16 protein-coding genes and 1 pseudogene are annotated in these 16685 nt (G+C 66.9%); 8 read left to right on the top strand and 9 right to left on the bottom strand.

Annotated features, from left to right (window positions below):
• Nucleotides 1–8 precede the first annotated feature (8 nt).
• From ACIBCN_RS07885 to ACIBCN_RS07865, 5 genes are all read right to left on the bottom strand, one after another.
• Nucleotides 9–1814 carry an AMP-dependent synthetase/ligase gene (locus ACIBCN_RS07885; protein ID WP_396990736.1) on the bottom strand — a complete coding sequence of 602 codons (1806 nt, stop codon included), beginning with the start codon at nucleotides 1812–1814 and terminating at the stop codon, nucleotides 9–11.
• A 253-nt stretch (nucleotides 1815–2067) separates the two neighbouring features.
• The gene (locus ACIBCN_RS07880) at nucleotides 2068–3690 is read right to left on the bottom strand and encodes a hypothetical protein (protein ID WP_396990735.1); all 1623 of its coding nucleotides are present in this window, start codon (nucleotides 3688–3690) and stop codon (nucleotides 2068–2070) included.
• Between the two features lie 207 nt (nucleotides 3691–3897).
• A complete protein-coding gene (locus ACIBCN_RS07875) occupies nucleotides 3898–4179 on the bottom strand; it encodes a DUF427 domain-containing protein (protein WP_396990734.1) in 282 nt (93 codons plus the stop codon).
• 40 nt (nucleotides 4180–4219) lie between these two features.
• Nucleotides 4220–5986, bottom strand: coding sequence for a DUF4873 domain-containing protein (locus tag ACIBCN_RS07870; RefSeq protein ID WP_396990733.1), 1767 nt, complete (start codon nucleotides 5984–5986; stop codon nucleotides 4220–4222).
• Nucleotides 5983–6882 (bottom strand): diiron oxygenase, encoded by a 900-nt coding sequence (locus ACIBCN_RS07865; protein WP_396990732.1) that lies wholly within the window; start codon nucleotides 6880–6882, stop codon nucleotides 5983–5985. Before ACIBCN_RS07865 ends, ACIBCN_RS07870 begins: the two co-directional genes overlap by 4 nt.
• Before the next feature lie 100 nt (nucleotides 6883–6982).
• Between ACIBCN_RS07865 and ACIBCN_RS07860 the strand changes: the two genes are divergently transcribed.
• Nucleotides 6983–7693: a TetR/AcrR family transcriptional regulator gene (locus ACIBCN_RS07860; RefSeq protein WP_396990731.1), complete on the top strand. Its 711-nt coding sequence runs from the start codon at nucleotides 6983–6985 to the stop codon at nucleotides 7691–7693.
• A gap of 5 nt (nucleotides 7694–7698) precedes the next feature.
• On the opposite strand, the pseudogene ACIBCN_RS07855 reads toward ACIBCN_RS07860, so the two are convergent.
• Both ACIBCN_RS07855 and ACIBCN_RS07850 read right to left on the bottom strand, forming a co-directional pair.
• Nucleotides 7699–8031: pseudogene (locus ACIBCN_RS07855) on the bottom strand (NUDIX domain-containing protein); the annotation flags it as partial.
• Nucleotides 8032–8108: 77 nt separating this feature from the next.
• Entirely contained in the window at nucleotides 8109–8315 is a 207-nt protein-coding gene (locus ACIBCN_RS07850) for a hypothetical protein (RefSeq protein ID WP_396990730.1), read from the bottom strand.
• 64 nt (nucleotides 8316–8379) lie between these two features.
• Here ACIBCN_RS07850 and ACIBCN_RS07845 point away from each other — a divergent pair, with 64 nt between their 5' ends.
• On the top strand, nucleotides 8380–9135 hold the full coding sequence (locus tag ACIBCN_RS07845) for a DUF6882 domain-containing protein (protein ID WP_396990729.1): 756 nt from the start codon (nucleotides 8380–8382) through the stop codon (nucleotides 9133–9135).
• An 18-nt stretch (nucleotides 9136–9153) separates the two neighbouring features.
• Here the strand turns inward: ACIBCN_RS07845 and ACIBCN_RS07840 are convergent, their stop codons facing one another.
• Complete coding sequence (locus ACIBCN_RS07840) at nucleotides 9154–10365, bottom strand: DUF418 domain-containing protein (RefSeq protein ID WP_396990728.1); 1212 nt, start codon at nucleotides 10363–10365, stop codon at nucleotides 9154–9156.
• Nucleotides 10366–10522: 157 nt separating this feature from the next.
• Between ACIBCN_RS07840 and dop the strand changes: the two genes are divergently transcribed.
• From dop to ACIBCN_RS07810, 6 genes are all read left to right on the top strand, one after another.
• Nucleotides 10523–12022, top strand: a complete 1500-nt coding sequence (gene dop / locus ACIBCN_RS07835; RefSeq protein WP_375914356.1) for a depupylase/deamidase Dop — start codon at nucleotides 10523–10525, stop codon at nucleotides 12020–12022.
• Nucleotides 12023–12337: 315 nt separating this feature from the next.
• On the top strand, nucleotides 12338–12532 hold the full coding sequence (locus ACIBCN_RS07830; RefSeq protein ID WP_150404595.1) for a ubiquitin-like protein Pup: 195 nt from the start codon (nucleotides 12338–12340) through the stop codon (nucleotides 12530–12532).
• Nucleotides 12529–13389: a proteasome subunit beta gene (gene prcB, locus ACIBCN_RS07825; RefSeq protein ID WP_396990727.1), complete on the top strand. Its 861-nt coding sequence runs from the start codon at nucleotides 12529–12531 to the stop codon at nucleotides 13387–13389. The genes ACIBCN_RS07830 and prcB overlap by 4 nt, the downstream gene beginning before the upstream one ends.
• On the top strand, nucleotides 13386–14156 hold the full coding sequence (prcA, locus tag ACIBCN_RS07820) for a proteasome subunit alpha (protein ID WP_396990726.1): 771 nt from the start codon (nucleotides 13386–13388) through the stop codon (nucleotides 14154–14156). Before prcB ends, prcA begins: the two co-directional genes overlap by 4 nt.
• 209 nt (nucleotides 14157–14365) lie before the next feature.
• On the top strand, nucleotides 14366–15724 hold the full coding sequence (pafA, locus tag ACIBCN_RS07815) for a Pup--protein ligase (RefSeq protein ID WP_186818252.1): 1359 nt from the start codon (nucleotides 14366–14368) through the stop codon (nucleotides 15722–15724).
• A gap of 101 nt (nucleotides 15725–15825) precedes the next feature.
• A complete protein-coding gene (locus tag ACIBCN_RS07810) occupies nucleotides 15826–16203 on the top strand; it encodes a nuclear transport factor 2 family protein (protein ID WP_396990725.1) in 378 nt (125 codons plus the stop codon).
• A 98-nt stretch (nucleotides 16204–16301) separates the two neighbouring features.
• On the opposite strand, the gene ACIBCN_RS07805 is transcribed toward ACIBCN_RS07810, so the two are convergent.
• Nucleotides 16302–16598 carry an MTH1187 family thiamine-binding protein gene (locus tag ACIBCN_RS07805; protein ID WP_396990724.1) on the bottom strand — a complete coding sequence of 99 codons (297 nt, stop codon included), beginning with the start codon at nucleotides 16596–16598 and terminating at the stop codon, nucleotides 16302–16304.
• Nucleotides 16599–16685 lie beyond the last annotated feature (87 nt).

The raw sequence follows: 16685 nt of genomic DNA, 5'->3' as shown, positions 1-16685 counted from the left end.
TCCCGGACTTAGGTCGAGTACAAGGCTTCGATGGTATCTGTGTAGCCGCTGGAGATGGGCTTGCGCTTGAGTTTGCCAGTAGCGGTCAGGTAGTCGCTGCCGTTCTCCCAGACCTCGGGGAGCACGATGTACTTCCTGATCTGCTCGACCCTGGACAGTTTGCTGTTCGCCGCGGCGATGCCCTGCTCGATAGCGGTCAAGATCTCCGGGTCCTTCGCCAGTTCCGCGACGGTCTTGCCAGGCAGGTTGTGCCGTTGCGCGTAGGCGGCGGCCAGATCGGGGTCGAGGATCAGCAGCGCGGTGTTGAACGGCCGCTGTTCGCCGATGACGACCACGGTGCCGATCAGCGAGCAGTTGTCCGTGACCGTGTTCTCGATGTTGGCCGGCGACATGTTCTTGCCCGACGCGTTGATGATGAGCTCTTTTTTGCGGTCGATGATCGACAGGTAGCCGTCGCTGTCGATGGTGCCGATGTCGCCGGAGTGCAGCCAGCCGTCGCTGTCGATGGTCTCCGCGGTCTTGGCCGGATCGTCCCGGTAGCCGCGCATCACCATCTTGCCGCGGATCAGCACCTCGCCGTCGTCGGCGAGCTTGACCTCGGCGCCGGGCAGCGGGGTGCCGACCGTGCCGATCTTCACCCGCTCCGGCGGGTTGAGCGTGGCACCCGCCGTGCATTCGCTCATGCCGTAGCCCTCGCACAGCGGGATGCCGAGCCCGAGGAAGAACTCGTGCACCTCCGGCGGGATGGCGTTCGAGCCGGTGACCGCGATGCGGACCTTGTCCAGGCCGAGTCCGTCGCGGATCGAGGCGAGCACCAGACGATCCGCGAGCGCGTACTGGAGGCGGTCGACGGTGCCGAGGGGGCGGGCGTCGGAGGTGGCACGGGCCTTCTTGCGGCCGACATCGATCGCCCAGTTGATCAGGCGGCGCTTGACCGGGGACTCGGTCGCGAACCGTTCCTCCAGCGCGCCTTTGACTTTCACCCACACCCGGGGCACGCCGAGGAAGACGCTCGGGTGCACCTCGGCCAAAGCCGTTGCGACCAGCTTGAAGTCGGCAACGGTGGTGATCTGACAGCCCTCGCACAAGGTCAGGTAGTGCGCGAACCAGCGGTTGGCGGCGTGCGCGTCGGGCAGGTAGGAGATCACCCGGTCCTCCGGGCCGCCACCGCCGAATGTGTCCAGGACTCGGGCGTTTTCGATGAAGTTGGTGTGCGTGAGCTCGACGCCCTTCGGCGGGCCGGTGGTGCCGGAGGTGTAGACGATGGTGAGCAGGTCGTCGGGCTTGACCTGACGCCAGGTGGCGTCGAAATCGAAGGTGCCCGCGGTGGCCCGCTCGACATCAATGAGCGCGACGGCGCCCTCAGGTGCCTCGTCCACGCAGATCACGTGCTCGACGTGCACGCCCTGCGCGGCCGCCTTGGCCACCGCCTCCAGGATCTTCGGGGCGAACTGGCTCTCGCAGATGACGGCCTTGTTGCGCGAGTTGCTGAACTGATAGACCAGCAGGTCGACCGGGTTGGTGTTGTATACCGAGAACGGCGTCGCGCCGGTGTGCAGCACGGCGGTGTCGCAGAGGTGGAACTCGGGGCGGTTGGTCAGCATGATCGCCACCGTGTCGCCCGGTTCGATGCCGAGCGCGGCGAGTCCCGTCGCGATGGCCTTGACGCGGTCACCATACTCGCGCCAGGTGATCGAGATGGCGCCGCCGAGGGTGCGCAGCGCGACCGAGTCCGGGTACTTCGCGACGTTTGACTGGAACGCCGCACATAGCGTGTCCGGGCGGGCGGTCGCCGGGACTGTCGATGAAACCAAGAACCTAACCTCTGCTAGCGAAGGGCTGAGGTCATGCCCGGCCGGGTGGGGACGGGGCTGACCTCATCGTCATCTATCAGCAGAACGCATGAGTGAGTGTGTGCGCTAGCGACAAACGCGCAGAGTGTGGCGCGCGACATTGTGCATTCGACCAAAATATGGCCCTTCTGAGTCGCTGGCGCACCCTCGTCGATCAGCCTGCCTCGCGCGCCGGGGTCGCGCGCGGACAATTCCGGTCCGCGAGGCGGCGTTTTCAGCCGCAGACCGGCCAGGAGCCCGGCTGGTCCAGCGGCAGGTTCGGGGCGGCCATGGCGGCGGCGGTGGTGGGCGCGAAGCAGTTGTCTCCGGCGCTGCCGAGGCGGCCGCCGCCGAAGTCGAGTACCGAGCCCGCGCCCAGGGTGCTGTCGCTCCGGCCGAGGGTGATCGGGCCCGCGAAGCGGGAGCGTTCGACCTTGCCGGTCAGTTGGGCAAGGTCGCCGACGGTGCGGACGTGCAGGTCGGCCACGGTGCTGTCGGCGACGGTGCTGTCGGCGATATCGAAACGCATGGTCGCCGTGGCCGGAGCGGGCCCGGCGGGGGAGTAGGCGTACACGCCGATGCCGTCGGCGCTGCAGCGGCTGAGTCGGGCGTTGCGCAGGGTCAGTGCCGTGGTGTTGTCGCGGCCGAAGCTGGCGGAGAACAGGCAGCTGCCGAGATTGCCGGGGACCAGCGGGTTCAGCGCGGCGCCGGGGAAACTGGAGCCCGACGCGGTGAGGCCGTCGATGATCATGACGTGCCGGGCGCCCTCCGCGCTGAGGTTCAGGTTCTGCACGATATCGCCTGGGACATCGAGGAATTCGCTGTTGGTCAGCATCACTTCGCTGTCCGGGGTGCCGTTGCTGGTGACGAATTCGATGCCGTTGGCGGAGAGGTGGCCGCCGCCGTGGCGATAGCTGTTGCGGTCGATGGTGATTCGCATGCGGGCGCGGTCGGCGGCGTTGACGAAGATGCCTTCGCTGTCGGCGACGGCGTTGAGCGGGTCGTTCGCGGGGAGTGCGATGCCGCGCTGGGTGTTGCCGCGCACCGCGGCGGTGAGCGAGGAGGCACCGGTGCTCTGCATGCCAAGGGCGAGGACGGAGAGTTTGGCGATGCCCTCGTTGATGTTCTGGGTCAGGTTGTCGGTGATGGTGGCGGTGACCTGTGCGGTACCGGTGGTGCGGACATCGATGCCGTCGCCACATGCGGTGTCGTGCACGGTGTTTCGCTCGATGGTGAGGGCGCTCGCCCCGGCATCGGAGTCGATCATGATGGCAGCCCAGCCGTTGTTCAGCGCGACCACGTTCGGGGTGACCGGGAGCGACATGCCGAACGGGACGCCGATCATCGGCGGGAACGGCTGCACCACGAAGCCGTCGTGGCAGGCGCTGTTGGTGGCGGCGACCGTATTGCCCGCGAGGACCGTCGTGCCGACATTGTGGCCATAGATGCCGCCGCGCCGGGCGCTGGTGACGGTGAGGTCGCGGACCTCCGTGTCCGGGGCAAGGCGGACCGCGTCGCCGTCGTTGGCGGCGGTCGTATTGGCCACGGCCGCAACAGCTCCGGGGGCCTGGCGGCCGAGGAGATGCTGGCCCGGCTTGAGGGCGATGCCGCCGTCGAGCGGTGGGGTGCCGACGGGAGGGGCAAGCACGATGATCGTGTCACCGTCGCCCGAGGCCTGCTGAACGGCCTGCAAGGTATTGAAAGGCGTTGCTTCCGTACCGTTTCCACCTGCCGCGGCAGCGGCGCTCAGGTACCAGGTCTGGCCGGGATCGGCGTTCGCGTGCATCGGAGCCAGGCCGGCGGCGAGCGCGCAGCAGAGCACGCTGGCCGCGGCGAACCGCGGTGACGACAGTGTCATGGGGGCCTTCCGGAAAGTTCTCGACGATGCCGCGCACCGCCGTGATCTCCAGCCCACCCCACGATTCGACCGCGTGGTATTGACAGATTGCCGAACCTGCCGCCGATTCTTTGTGTGAACGCCAAGTCCGAGCCGCACACCTACCGACCCGCACCGGAATCCCCGCCCTGACACGCGCGGGGATGTCAGGAGGTGTGCGGCTGCCCGTCAGGCGACGTCGACACCCCGCCAGAACGCCACGTAGTTCTTGATCTCGGCCGCTTCGGGTTTCGGATCCGGGTAGTACCAGGCGGCGTCGGTGTTGGTTTCGCCGTCGACGACGACGGTGTAGTAGCTGGCGGTGCCCTTCCAAGGGCAGAACGAATCGGTCTGCGATGGCTGGAAGAACTCGGTCCGCACGGAATCGGGTGGGAAGTAGTGGTTGCCTTCGACGATGATCGTGTCGTCGCTGCTCGCGAGGACGCGACCCTGCCAGGTTGCCGTTGCCATGCTGTCGATTCTGCCGGAGGCGCGCGCGTGGCCCCAGTGATTAACGCGCCTCGGCGGGTTCCAGGGGGTATGGCGGGTCACCGACGCCGACGATGCGCAGGTTGCCCCAGGGGTCGCGCTCCTGGAGCCGGCCCGCGGTGGGGAAACGGCCGGGAAGGGTGAGGAAAACCTCGGCGCGACCCGGGTCGGGCAGGTCGGCGCCGTCGGTGGCGCTGATCCGGCCGTACCAGTGGTAGCAGCCGTCGATGGGGTCGGCGTGACCGCTCAGGGCGACCGTCACCGGGAGCAGTGCGCCGGGGGAGTCGAGCGTGGCCGGGCCCGAATACTCGTGCGCCGGTTCACGATCGGCCGCCACGGTGAGGTCGTAGTGGCCCGGATCGGGATGCCGCATGGTGCGCCAGTAGGAGACGCTGGAGCCGGGCCACGCGGCGCGGTTGACGCCGTGCTCGTCCAGATACCAGCTGTGGCAGCCGCCCGCGTTCCATACGGTGCCCGCCAGTTTCTGCTGGGTGCGGCGATTGAACTCGTGCTGGGTGGCCGCGCGCACCTCCATCCGGGTGCTGGAGGTCTTGCGCAGCAGCTCGACGCACTGGCGGATGTAGCGAGCCTGTGCCTCGATCATGAAGACGATCGACTGGTGTCCGCCGCCGGAGTTCGGGCCGACGATGAGGAACATGTTGGGGAAACCGTGCACGGCAACGCCGAGGAAGCCCGCCACGCCATCGCGCCAAGCCTCTTGCAGGGCAAGGCCGTTGGCGCCGACGATGTGCTGGTCGGCGAACCGGTCGGAGATCTTGAAGCCGGTGCCGTAGACGATCGCGTCGAAAGCAGTCTCGGCACCGTCGACGGTGGCGATACCGGACTCGGTGAGACTCGCGATGGGCGTGGTCGCCAGCTCCACATTGTCGCGCTGCAACGCGGGATAGAAGTTGTTGGACACCAAGATCCGCTTACAGCCGAGCCGGTAGTCGGGGGTGAGCCGATCGCGCAGCTCCGGGTCGCGTACCTGGCGGCGCAGGTGGCCGCGGGCGACCGTCTCCACCCGGCGCATCAGCTCCGGGTTCATGAACGCGGGGATCATCGCCTCGTAGCCCCAATAGACGGCCCAGCGGTAGAGCCGTTGCGCGCCGGGAAGGTACCGGAACATCCCGTGCTCCACCGAAGTCAGCGGGCGGTCCGGTTTCGGCACGATCCAGTGCGGGGTGCGCTGGAAAACCGTCACCTGCGCGGCCTCTTTGGCGATCTGCGGCACGAACTGCACCGCGCTGGCGCCAGTTCCGATGACCGCGATTCGCTTGCCACGGACCTCGAAGTCGTGGTCCCACTGCGCCGAGTGGAAACTCTTGCCGCGGAACGTGTCCCGGCCAGGGAAGGCCGGCACAGCGGGTTCGTGCAGCGGGCCGGGTGCCATCACGACCAGACGCGGACGGTACTGCCGCCCGTCCGCGAGGCCGATATTCCAGCGATCGGCCGCGTCGTCGAAGTCGAGAGTAACTACCTCCGAATGCAACCGGATGTGCCCGCGCAGGTCGTACTTGTCGGCGGTGCGACGCAGATAGTCCAGAATCTCCGGCTGGCGGGCGAACATTCGCGTCCACCGCTTGTTCGGCTCGAACGAGTACGAATACATCAGCGACATCACGTCGCAGCCGGCCCCGGGATAGGTGTTCTCCCGCCAGGTGCCGCCGATCTCGCCGGCCTTTTCCAGCACGATGAAATCGTCGATGCCCGCCTTGCGTAACTCGATGGCCATGCCGAGCCCGCCGAAACCGGCACCGACAATGACGATTTCGGGATTCTCGGTCATGCGAGCAGCCCCCGCCGCCGCCAGATCCACTCGCCGATCGGCCCAATGAGCCCCTGCTTCTGCAGGAACACACCGAGATTCGCGGCACCGATGCCGAGCGCTTTCTTGGCGTCGGGATTGTTGGCGGCGATGCGTCGTGCCGCGCGCCCGTCCAATCCGGCGCGGGTATACATGTGCCGATTGGTCAGCAGGTAGACGAACAGCGGTGCGGCGACCGCGACACACAGCCTGGTGTAGGCGAGTTCGGCACGCGACATGGTCGGCACCATCCGCGCCAGCGCGTCCCGCGCGAAACCGATGTGGCGCGCCTCCTCGGTGACGTGGATGCGCATCGCGCGAGAAACCAAGGGCTGCAACTCCGGATCGTCCAGGGTGCGCCGCTGGATCGCGTCGAAGATCTCCTCGCCGACCAGTGCGCCGACCCAGGTCATGGAGCCGCGCAAGAAGATCGGCAGCACGCCGATGGCCAGCCTGCCCGCGCGCCGCGGCCAGTACGGACGGGCCTCGATGCGGTCGATCAGCTTGCCGAACATCATCATGTGCCTGCACTCGTCACCCATTTCGACGAGCGTGTAGTGCGAATGGCGGGTGGTCGGGTCGTCGGCGAGCAACTCGCGCAACAACAGTCGATTCAGCAGGTTCTCGAACCAGATGCCGACCGACAGCACGTTCGCCAGTTCCTGCCGGGACAGTTCGCGCTGTTGCTGCGGCGTCATCGACTCCCACAACTCGGTCCCGTACAGCGAAACGACCGCCGCCGGGAGAAAGAGTTTGTCAGGATCGAGCGGCGCGTCCCAGTCCATATCGACCACCGGGTCGTAGGACTTCTTGACCGATCCGGTCAGTAGGCGCTGCGCGAAGGACTCTTGCGGGATCAGTGCGGCTTCGTTGCCCATGACTGCTCTCCAACATTGTCGACTAACCGATACAAGCTGTTACATATACATTAGTGAGACGGACTGTCGCAGTCAACCGGCGTGCGGGTATCGTGATTCTGTGACCACGACCAGCGGAAACCCCGAGCCTCCCGTCACGGACGGTCGCGCCACCCGCTGGAACGGGCACAAGGCCCAGCGCCGCGCCGACGTGATCGACGCCGCCATCACCGTCATCGAGGAGCACGGCGTCGAGGTGTCGGTGCAGCAGATCGCCGACCGGCTCGAGCTGCCGCGTCCCGTCGTCTACCGGCATTTCGACGGCCGCACCGACCTGGACGAGCAGATCCGCCGTCAGATCCTGGAATCGCTACTGGCGCAGATCATGCCGAAACTCGACCCGGAGGGCACGGTGCGCGACGCCGTCGGCGGCGCCGTCGGCACCTACGTCCGCTGGGTCGAACGCCACCCGAATCTGCACCGCTTCATCGGCGGCGCGGCGCCGCAGGGTGATTCGTCGCTGGCTGGCGCCCGCGACCGCATCGGCGGCCGGCTGGCCGACCTGTTCGCGATCTGGCTGTCCCGCTTCGGCATCGACCCGGGCCGGGCCCGCCCGATGGCGTTCGGCATCATCGGCTTCGTCGACGGCGTGGTGAACAGCTGGCGCGCCGACCCCGCCACCACCCTCTCCTCGGATCAGGTCGAAGGCATTCTCACCGAGTCGGTGCTGGCGCTTTTCGAGGGCAACGCGCGCAGTCTCGGCGTTCCGCTGGAACGCGACGTGGTCGTCGGTGACCTGCTGGCCAGGCCGGAAGCGTTGCGCGTGCAGTAGTTCCGTCAGCCGTTGCCGGTCGGTCGATGCAATTCGACTGCCAGGGCGATCAATTCGGCGACGTAATCGCCGTCGGTCCGGGCCAGGCGCAGCGCCTCCGGCAGCGGGACGGCGCGGACCTCCAGGATTTGCTCGGCGTCGTCCGGATTGGCCGGCGCGGCATCGAGCACGACATCGGCGGCGCACCACAGCCAGGCCTTGTGCGGGTGCGGCTGCCAATCCCGAAAGGGCGCAGCCAGATTGCTGGTGGCGTAGTGCGCGCCGAGCCAGCGGATCGGGCCGGTAGGGTGGGCGCCTGCTTCTTCGCGGAGCTCGCGGCGCAGGCATTCGTCGATGGACTCGTCCCGCTCATGACTGTGCCTCGCTGGCGCTCGGCTCCGTCATGCGCGGGGCGCGCTGCTACATGATTCGCTCACTACGTTCGCTCATGGGTGCCGCCGGGAAGTAGCCAGATATCGCGATCGTCGCGGCACAGCACGATATTGTCGCCGACGAAGCAGACGACATGGATGTTGGTGACCAGTTCGTCGGGTGGTGCTTCGGTGGAAAACCGGACGTCCATATCACCCCACGCCCAGTGGGTCGGGGTGTGCAACAACGGATAACGGTCGGCCAAGGTCACCTCACGAAACTAGTGGCAGGCGACGATACATACGAGGGGGAATGTGTTGACTACGCTCATGCCGGTGTCCGAACCTGTGCCCTTGACGAGGCTGCTCGACGACGCGGGGTTACTGTCGCTCGAGCACCGGCTACACGTCGAGGAATTGCTGGGTTCGCACCGGTGGCAGGCCGACATGGAGGCGGGGCGGCTCGAATTCGTCGGCGACGAGCAGACATTCGTGTGCGAGGACTTTCACCTGCTCGGCACCGTCGACGCCGAGTCGTGGCTGTGGGCGTGGGCGAATCCGTGGGGTTTCCCCAAGCCGCTGATCTCGGTGGCCCGGATGGTGCGTGAGTTCGGCTTTCGCTATGGCGTCGCCGAATTATGCGCCGCGGAAATGCCGGTCGCGCTCGGGCGGGCGGCGCCGGAGCCGCACCAGGTGGCGGAGCTGCTTGCCGACGCCGCGAAAGTGATTTCCGGGCATTGGAGTTCGTACTGCGGCGTCACCGACGGCACCTGTGTGGCGTTTCTCGTCGAGCATCCGGCGTTCGAACTGCCGCCGCCGAGCGCGTCCGTTATCGCGCGCGTGCTGGCCCATGGCGTCGGTGCGTTGCCGCTGGTCGACCACCGACGGGCCACCCAGAGTTATTTGAGCAGGCGGGGACTGGTCACCGGCTTCGTCGAGGACCATCGAGTGCTCGAATTCAGCGGTTCCGGTGTGGCGGGGACCATCGAATTCGATGCCGAAGGGGGCGTCTCGAACCTCGACGTCGGGGTGGTCATGGACCGGATCGAGTTGCCGTCGGAGCCGAAAGCGCAGTCGGCCAACTCGTTGTGACGAGCACGACGGTGTCGCTCAGGCTTTTCCGGCCAGCGACTGGAAGCCGCGGTGCCAGGCCCATTCGACCGGCCCACGCTCGAAGCGGCGTAACCAGAAGTGCGCTCCGGTCATGATGATCAGCGAAACCAGCAGGTAGATCCCTACGGTGAAGGGGACACGCGCGTCGGGGGAGACGCGGGCCGCGAGCCCGAAACCCCAGCCGTAGCACAGGATCGACGCCACCAGGTTCTGCAGGATGTAGCAGCTGAGCGCGGCACGCCCGACCTCGGTGAGGCGGCGGCCGAGGAACCCGACCTGTGGCCTGCGCAGATAGAAGTGCGCGACCAGGGCCAAAATGCCCAGTGAGACAACGGGAGCGGTGCCGTACCGGGTCAGCACGAAGTAATCGCCGTTGCCCGCGATACCGGCTATCAGGTCGATCGGCGCCGCGACACCGAAGCCGATGATCATCAGCCACTTGCGAATCCGCGCGCCCTCCGGCCGGAAGACCCCGGCCCGGAACAGCCTGGCGCCCAGCAGGAACAACGCCACCGACATGGCGAACACGAATACCGTCTCCGAGCGGAACTCGCCCACATTCTGTAAGCGGAACACCACCAGGTCCCAGAACGACCCGTCCGCATAAGGATTCGGGTCCAACGGTGTGTGCGGCGCCGGCGTATGCGGGTCGAACACCGTGGCCAGCCCGATCAGGGTGAGCATCGCGAGATGGATGCCCGCCGTGATGATCAGCCAGCGACGTTGCGCGCGTTCGCCTGTCGCGAGCACGAACGCGACGATCAGCCCGGTGATCGCGTACCCCATCAACACGTCGAACTCGGCGACGAACACGAAGTTCAGCAGCCCGTCCAGCAGCAGGAGCCCGGCCCGGATCGGATACTTGCCCGGCCAGCGCCGGCCGCCGCGCTGCGCCGAGGCCTGCTGGATGGCCAGCCCGATGCCGAACATGATGGTGAGCAGCCCGAGGAACTTGCCCTGCGCCAACTGCTGCAACACCCGCTCGGCCCACAGCCAGCCGGTCGCGGGGTCCTTGATCTCGGCGACGTAGCCGACCAGCCCTTCCCGGTTGGTCATGATCCAGATATTGGTGCCGAGCGTGCCGAGGATCGCGATACCGCGCAGCACATCCAGCGCGACCAATCGCGAACGTCCGGTCGTGGCCGTGGTGTCCGCGGCGCGATGCCGCGCTGCGGTGCCGACCTGCGGATCGGCGAGAGATTCGGTCATGCCCCGACTATCACGCCGACCAGCTGTCCGGCGGGTCCTCCGGAAGTACCACCGGCGGTATGAGATTGACCTCGACCGGGGGCTATCGCGTCGCCACTCGGCCCGGTGGCGGGCAGCGGACGGACTTCCGCCTGCGCTGCCCGTTAGGCTCGACCCTATGCAGCGCATCATCGGAATCGAGGTCGAGTACGGCATTTCGACCCCAACCGAGCCGTCGGCCAACCCGATCCTCACCTCAACCCAGGCCGTGCTCGCCTACGCCGCCGCCGAGGGTGTGCCGCGCGCGAAGCGCACCCGCTGGGATTACGAGGTGGAGTCGCCGCTGCGCGACGCGCGCGGCTTCGACCTGAGCCGGATGAACGGCCCGGCGCCCGTGATCGACGCCGACGAGGTCGGCGCGGCCAACATGATCCTCACCAACGGCGCACGGTTGTATGTCGATCACGCCCACCCCGAATACTCCGCGCCGGAGGTGACCGATCCACTGGACGCGGTCATTTGGGACAAAGCGGGCGAGCGGGTGATGGAGGCCGCCGCGCGGCACGCGTCGAGCGTGCCCGGCGCCCCGCGCCTGCAGCTGTACAAGAACAACGTCGACGGCAAGGGCGCCTCCTACGGCACCCACGAGAACTACCTGATGAGCCGCGACACCCCGTTCAACCAGATCATCCTCGGGCTCACCCCGTTCTTCGTGTCGCGCCAGGTGATCACCGGCTCCGGCCGGGTCGGCATCGGGCAGTCCGGCGACCACGCCGGATTCCAGCTGTCCCAGCGCGCCGACTACATCGAGGTCGAGGTCGGCCTGGAGACCACGCTCAAGCGCGGCATCATCAACACCCGCGACGAGCCGCACGCCGACGCGGACAAATACCGCAGGCTGCACGTCATCATCGGCGACGCGAACCTGGCCGAAATGTCCACCTACCTCAAGGTCGGCACCACCGCGCTGGTGCTCGACCTGATCGAGGCCGGCGAGGACCTGTCCGAATTCCAGCTGGCCCGCCCGGTCACCGCCGTGCACACCATCAGTCACGACCCGACGCTGCGCGCCACCGTCGCGCTCACCGACGGTCGTGAGCTGACCGGCCTTGCGCTGCAGCGGATGTACCTGGACCGGGTGATCAAGTTCGTGGATCGCACCGGCAACGACGACAAGCGCGTGCAGGACATCATCGAGAACTGGGCCATGGTGCTCGATCTGCTCGAGCGCGACCCGATGGAGTGCGCGAGCCTGCTCGACTGGCCCGCCAAGCTGCGCCTGCTCGAGGGCATGCGCCAGCGCGAGGGTCTCGGCTGGGCCGCGCCGAAGCTGCACCTGATGGATCTGCAGTACTCCGACGTGCGCCTGGACAAGGGCCTCTACAACCGCCTGGTGGCCCGTGGCTCGATGAAACGGCTCGTCACCGAGCAGCAGGTGCTCGACGCGATGACCAACCCGCCCACCGACACTCGCGCCTACTTCCGCGGCGAATGCCTGCGCCGTTTCGGTGCCGACATCGCCGCGGCGAGCTGGGATTCGGTGATCTTCGACCTCGGCGGCGATTCGCTGGTCCGCATCCCCACCCTGGAACCGCGCCGCGGCACGAAGGCGCACGTAGGCAAGCTGCTGGACGGCGTGACCTCCGCGGCCGATCTTGTGGAACAGCTCACAACCTAGCGACGTCCGTCACAGACCCGACCACCACGCGCGACGCTTTCGAGCGCCGTTCGTGGCCCGGCTCGCGTCCGAGTGGCCGCAGCGCATGCGACGAAGTCGCTAGTCGTGGCCGCTCGGACGCGAGCCACAAAGGGGCCGCGAACACGCAGCGCCGCAGGCGCTGCAGATACCAACACAGTCCACATCGGACGGGAATACGACATCGTGTCGGTTCAGCTGGGTAGTGTTGAAGAACGAGCACGGACATTGCTCATGATCGGGGCCGTGCTCAGAATTGAGCTCCGGTCATGATGAAAACAGAGGAGGTCGGCTGCCATGGCACAAGAGCAGACCAAGCGCGCCGGGGGCGGCGACGAGGATGACGGTCCGGAGGGTGCGGACGCCGCCGGTCAGGAGCGCCGCGAAAAGCTGGCGGAGGACACCGACGACCTGCTCGACGAGATCGATGATGTGCTCGAGGAGAACGCCGAAGACTTCGTCCGTGCGTACGTTCAGAAAGGCGGCCAGTGACAGTAGGTGACCCCTCGCGTCTCCACCTGGGGTACGCCCTCTCGTCCTTCTCCGAATACCTTCGCATGCACGCTCCGGAAATGTTGCCAGGCAACAAGTTCGGACCGATCGATGGCGCGGCTATGAGCGCCACCAGTGCGAAGGACATCGCGCCGCATGGCACCACCATCGTCGCGATCAGCTACCGCGGTGGCGTGCTCATCGCCGGTGACCGGCGGGCCACCCAGGGAAACCTGTTGGCCAGCAGGGACATCGAGAAGGTCTACATCACCGACAGCTTCTCCGCGGCCGGCATCGCCGGCACCGCGGGCATGGCCGTCGAGATGGTGCGGATCTTCGCGGTGGAGCTGGAGCACTACGAGAAGCTCGAGGGCGTATCCCTGACCTTCGACGGCAAGTCCAACAAGCTGTCGAAGATGGTGCGCGAGAACTTGCCCGCCGCCCTGCAGGGGCTGGCGGTGGTGCCGATGTTGGTCGGTTACGACGTGAACGCCACCGACCCGGACAAGGCCGGTCGCATCGTGTCGTATGACGTGGTGGGTGGACGCAGCGAGGAGCGGTTCGGCTACGCCGCGGTGGGATCGGGTTCGGTCTTCGCCAAGGGGTCGCTGAAGAAGCTGTACGCCAAGGGAATTGATCAGGAACGCGCGCTACGCATCGCCGTCGAGGCGCTGTTCGACGCGGCCGACGACGACACCGCGACGGGTGGTCCCGATCTGATGCGCGGGATCTATCCGACGGCGATCGTCATCGACGAGGAGGGCGCGGTCGAGGTGACCGAGGACCGCCTCGCGGTGATCGCACGCGGGATCGTCGCCGATCGTGAGGCCGCCGAAGAGGGGAGTGCCCGCGCATGACACTGCCTTATTACGCGTCTGCCGAGCAGATCATGCGGGACAAGACCGAGCTCGCCCGCAAGGGCATCGGTCGGGGTCGCAGCGTGGTGGTCCTGGTGTACGACAAGGGTGTGCTGTTCGTCGCGGAGAACCCGTCCGCGACGCTGCACAAGGTGAGTGAGCTCTACGACCGGGTCGGTTTCGCCGCGGTCGGCAAATACAACGAGTTCGAGAATCTGCGCCGCAGCGGAATCCTGCAGGCCGACATTCGCGGTTATCAGTACGACCGCCGCGACGTGACCGGCCGGGCACTGGCCAACGCCTACGCCCAGGTACTCGGTTCGATCTTCACCGATCAGCTCAAGCCCTACGAGGTGGAGATCTGTGTGGCCGAGGTCGGCTATCCGGAGCAGCAGCCCACCTCGGTGCTGTATCGGATCACCTTCGACGGGTCGATCGTGGACGAGCGCGAATACGTGGTGATGGGCGGCACGACCGAGCCGATCCTCACCGCGTTGAAGGGGTCCTACAAGCCGGGTCTCGACCTGGCCGGCGCGATCAAGGTCGCGGTGGAGGCGCTGCAGTCGGGCGTCCCCGAGGGCACCGAGAAGGAAAAGCGGGTGCTCGACGTGAACTCGCTCGAGGTGGCCGCGCTGGAGCAGGCCCGACCGCGGCGGGCCTTCCGCCGGGTCACCAACTCCGCGCTGGAGCAATTGCTGAGCCCGGCCAAGAAGGGCAAGGCCAAGGCGGCGGAACCGGCCGCGACGGAGACTTCCGAAACGGAGTAACCACCGACGAGAACTCGGGCCCGTGTAGGGGCATACCGCCATCGTGCGGGTGCCCGTGCGCGGGCCCGAACTCTGTCCGCCGCCGCTGTTCGCGAGGGTGATACGGCCCACTCCGTTCCGCGTGCCGGACCGAATCGTTGTGAAGACGTATGCGTTCGTGTTGTCCGCAGCCCCACGCGAGCGCATGACATGGCTGTAATGTCGATAGTGTGCAGCGACGAATCATGGGGATCGAGACCGAGTTCGGTGTGACATGCACCTTCCACGGTCACCGTCGGCTGTCCCCCGACGAGGTAGCCCGGTACCTTTTCCGCCGGGTGGTGTCCTGGGGTCGTAGCTCGAACGTGTTCCTCCGCAACGGTGCTCGGCTCTATCTCGATGTCGGGTCCCATCCGGAGTACGCGACTGCCGAATGCGACAGCCTGCACCAACTGGTGACCCACGACCGAGCGGGCGAGCGGGTCCTCGAAGAGTTGCTGATCGACGCCGAGCAGCGGCTCGCCGAAGAAGGCATCGGCGGCGACATCTACCTGTTCAAGAACAACACCGACTCCGCGGGCAACTCCTACGGCTGCCACGAGAACTTCCTCGTGGTGCGCGCCGGTGAGTTCTCCAGGATCTCCGACGTGCTGCTGCCGTTCCTGGTGACCCGTCAGCTGATCTGCGGCGCGGGCAAGATCCTGCAGACGCCGAAGGCGGCCACCTTCTGCCTGTCGCAGCGCGCGGAACACATCTGGGAGGGTGTCTCGTCCGCGACCACCCGTTCGCGGCCGATCATCAACACCCGCGACGAGCCGCACGCCGACGCGGAGAAGTACCGCCGCCTGCACGTCATCGTCGGCGACTCGAACATGGCCGAGCCCACCACCATGCTCAAGGTCGGCACCGCCGCCCTGGTGCTGGAGATGATCGAGGCGGGCGTCTCGTTCCGGGACTTCGCCCTGGACAACCCGATTCGGGCGATTCGCGAGGTAAGTCACGATCTCACCGGTCGTCGGCCGGTGCGGCTCGCCGGCGGTCGCCAGGCCAGCGCGCTCGACATCCAGCGCGAGTACTACGCCCGCGCGGTCGAGCACCTGCGCAACCGCGACCGGGACCCGCAGATCGACCAGGTCGTCGACCTGTGGGGCCGCACCCTCGACGCTGTCGAGGCGCAGGACTTCGCCAAGGTCGACACCGAGATCGACTGGGTGATCAAGCGCAAGCTCTTCCAGCGCTACCAGGACCGCTACAGCATGGAGCTGTCCGACCCGAAGATCGCCCAGCTCGACCTCGCCTACCACGACATCAAGCGCGGCCGCGGCGTCTTCGACCTGCTGCAGCGCAAGGGGCTGGCCAAGCGCATCACCGAGGACGAGGCGGTAGACGCCGCGGTCGACACCCCACCCCAGACCACGAGGGCCAAACTCCGCGGCGACTTCATCACCGCCGCCCAGGAGGCAGGCCGCGACTTCACCGTCGACTGGGTCCACCTCAAGCTGAACGACCAGGCCCAACGCACCGTCCTGTGCAAGGACCCGTTCCGCTCGGTCGACGAACGCGTAGATCGCCTCATCGCGTCGATGTAAGTCCAGGTAAGACGGGGCGACCGATACCTTCGGGTGTCGGTCGCCGTCGGTTTATCCGGCAGGTTCGTGTCGAATACGGCAATCGTGCCTACCGTGGAGATATGGCAGACACAGAACTTCTGAACGAGCTGCTCGAGGTTGAGCGTAGCGGCTGGGACTCGCTGTGTAATGGCACCGGGGCGGATTTCTACGGTTCCCTGATGACCGGTGACGCGGTGATGGTGCTGGCGCATGGCGCCGTGCTGGATCGGGCCGAAGTTGTTGCCGCGCTGAAAGATTCGCCGCCGTGGCGGACGTACGAGATCCTCGGGCCCCGGGTGGTCGACGTCGATGTGGACAGCAAGATTCTCGTCTACACCGGCGTCGCGTACGGCGAGGCGGAGGCGCCCGCGTTCCGCGGGATCATGTCCAGCGTTTACCTGCGCGCGGGTGGCGAATGGAAGCTGGCGCTCTATCAGCAGACGCCGATCCCGGACTAGACCCGTGGCCCGCCGCACACCTTCTGATATCCGCACGCGTGTCAGTGCGGCGAGTTGCTGTGCGGGAAATCAGGTGGTGTGCGGCTGTTGCGGGCGGACTAGCCCTCGGCGAGGTAGCGCTCGACCGTCTCGACCTTCGAGGTCATGCCGTCGGTGACGCCGGGGCGGATGTCGGCCTTGAGGACCAGGCTGCAGCGTGGGGCGGCGGCGAGGACGGCGTCGGTGGCCTGTTTGACGACGGCCATCACCTCGTCCCATTCGCCCTCGATGGTGGTGAACATGGCATCGGTGCGGTTGGGCAGGCCGCTGGCGCGCACGACGCGGACGGCCTCGGCTACCGCGCGGCCGACGTCGACGCCGGTGCCCAGTGGGGTGACGGAGAAAGCGATGATCATGGGTTCAATACTGCCGCCCCGCGCAGCAAGGGTCGGGTGACACGGCACATGTGATCGAGTGAATCGCGCGCCGACGCGCACGCGCGC

This window comes from Nocardia sp. NPDC051052 (genome assembly GCF_044456045.1).
Taxonomy (GTDB): Bacteria; Actinomycetota; Actinomycetes; order Mycobacteriales; family Mycobacteriaceae; genus Nocardia.
The sequence above is the reverse complement of the archived record's forward strand: the minus strand, read 5'-3'. Positions and strand labels throughout refer to the sequence as shown.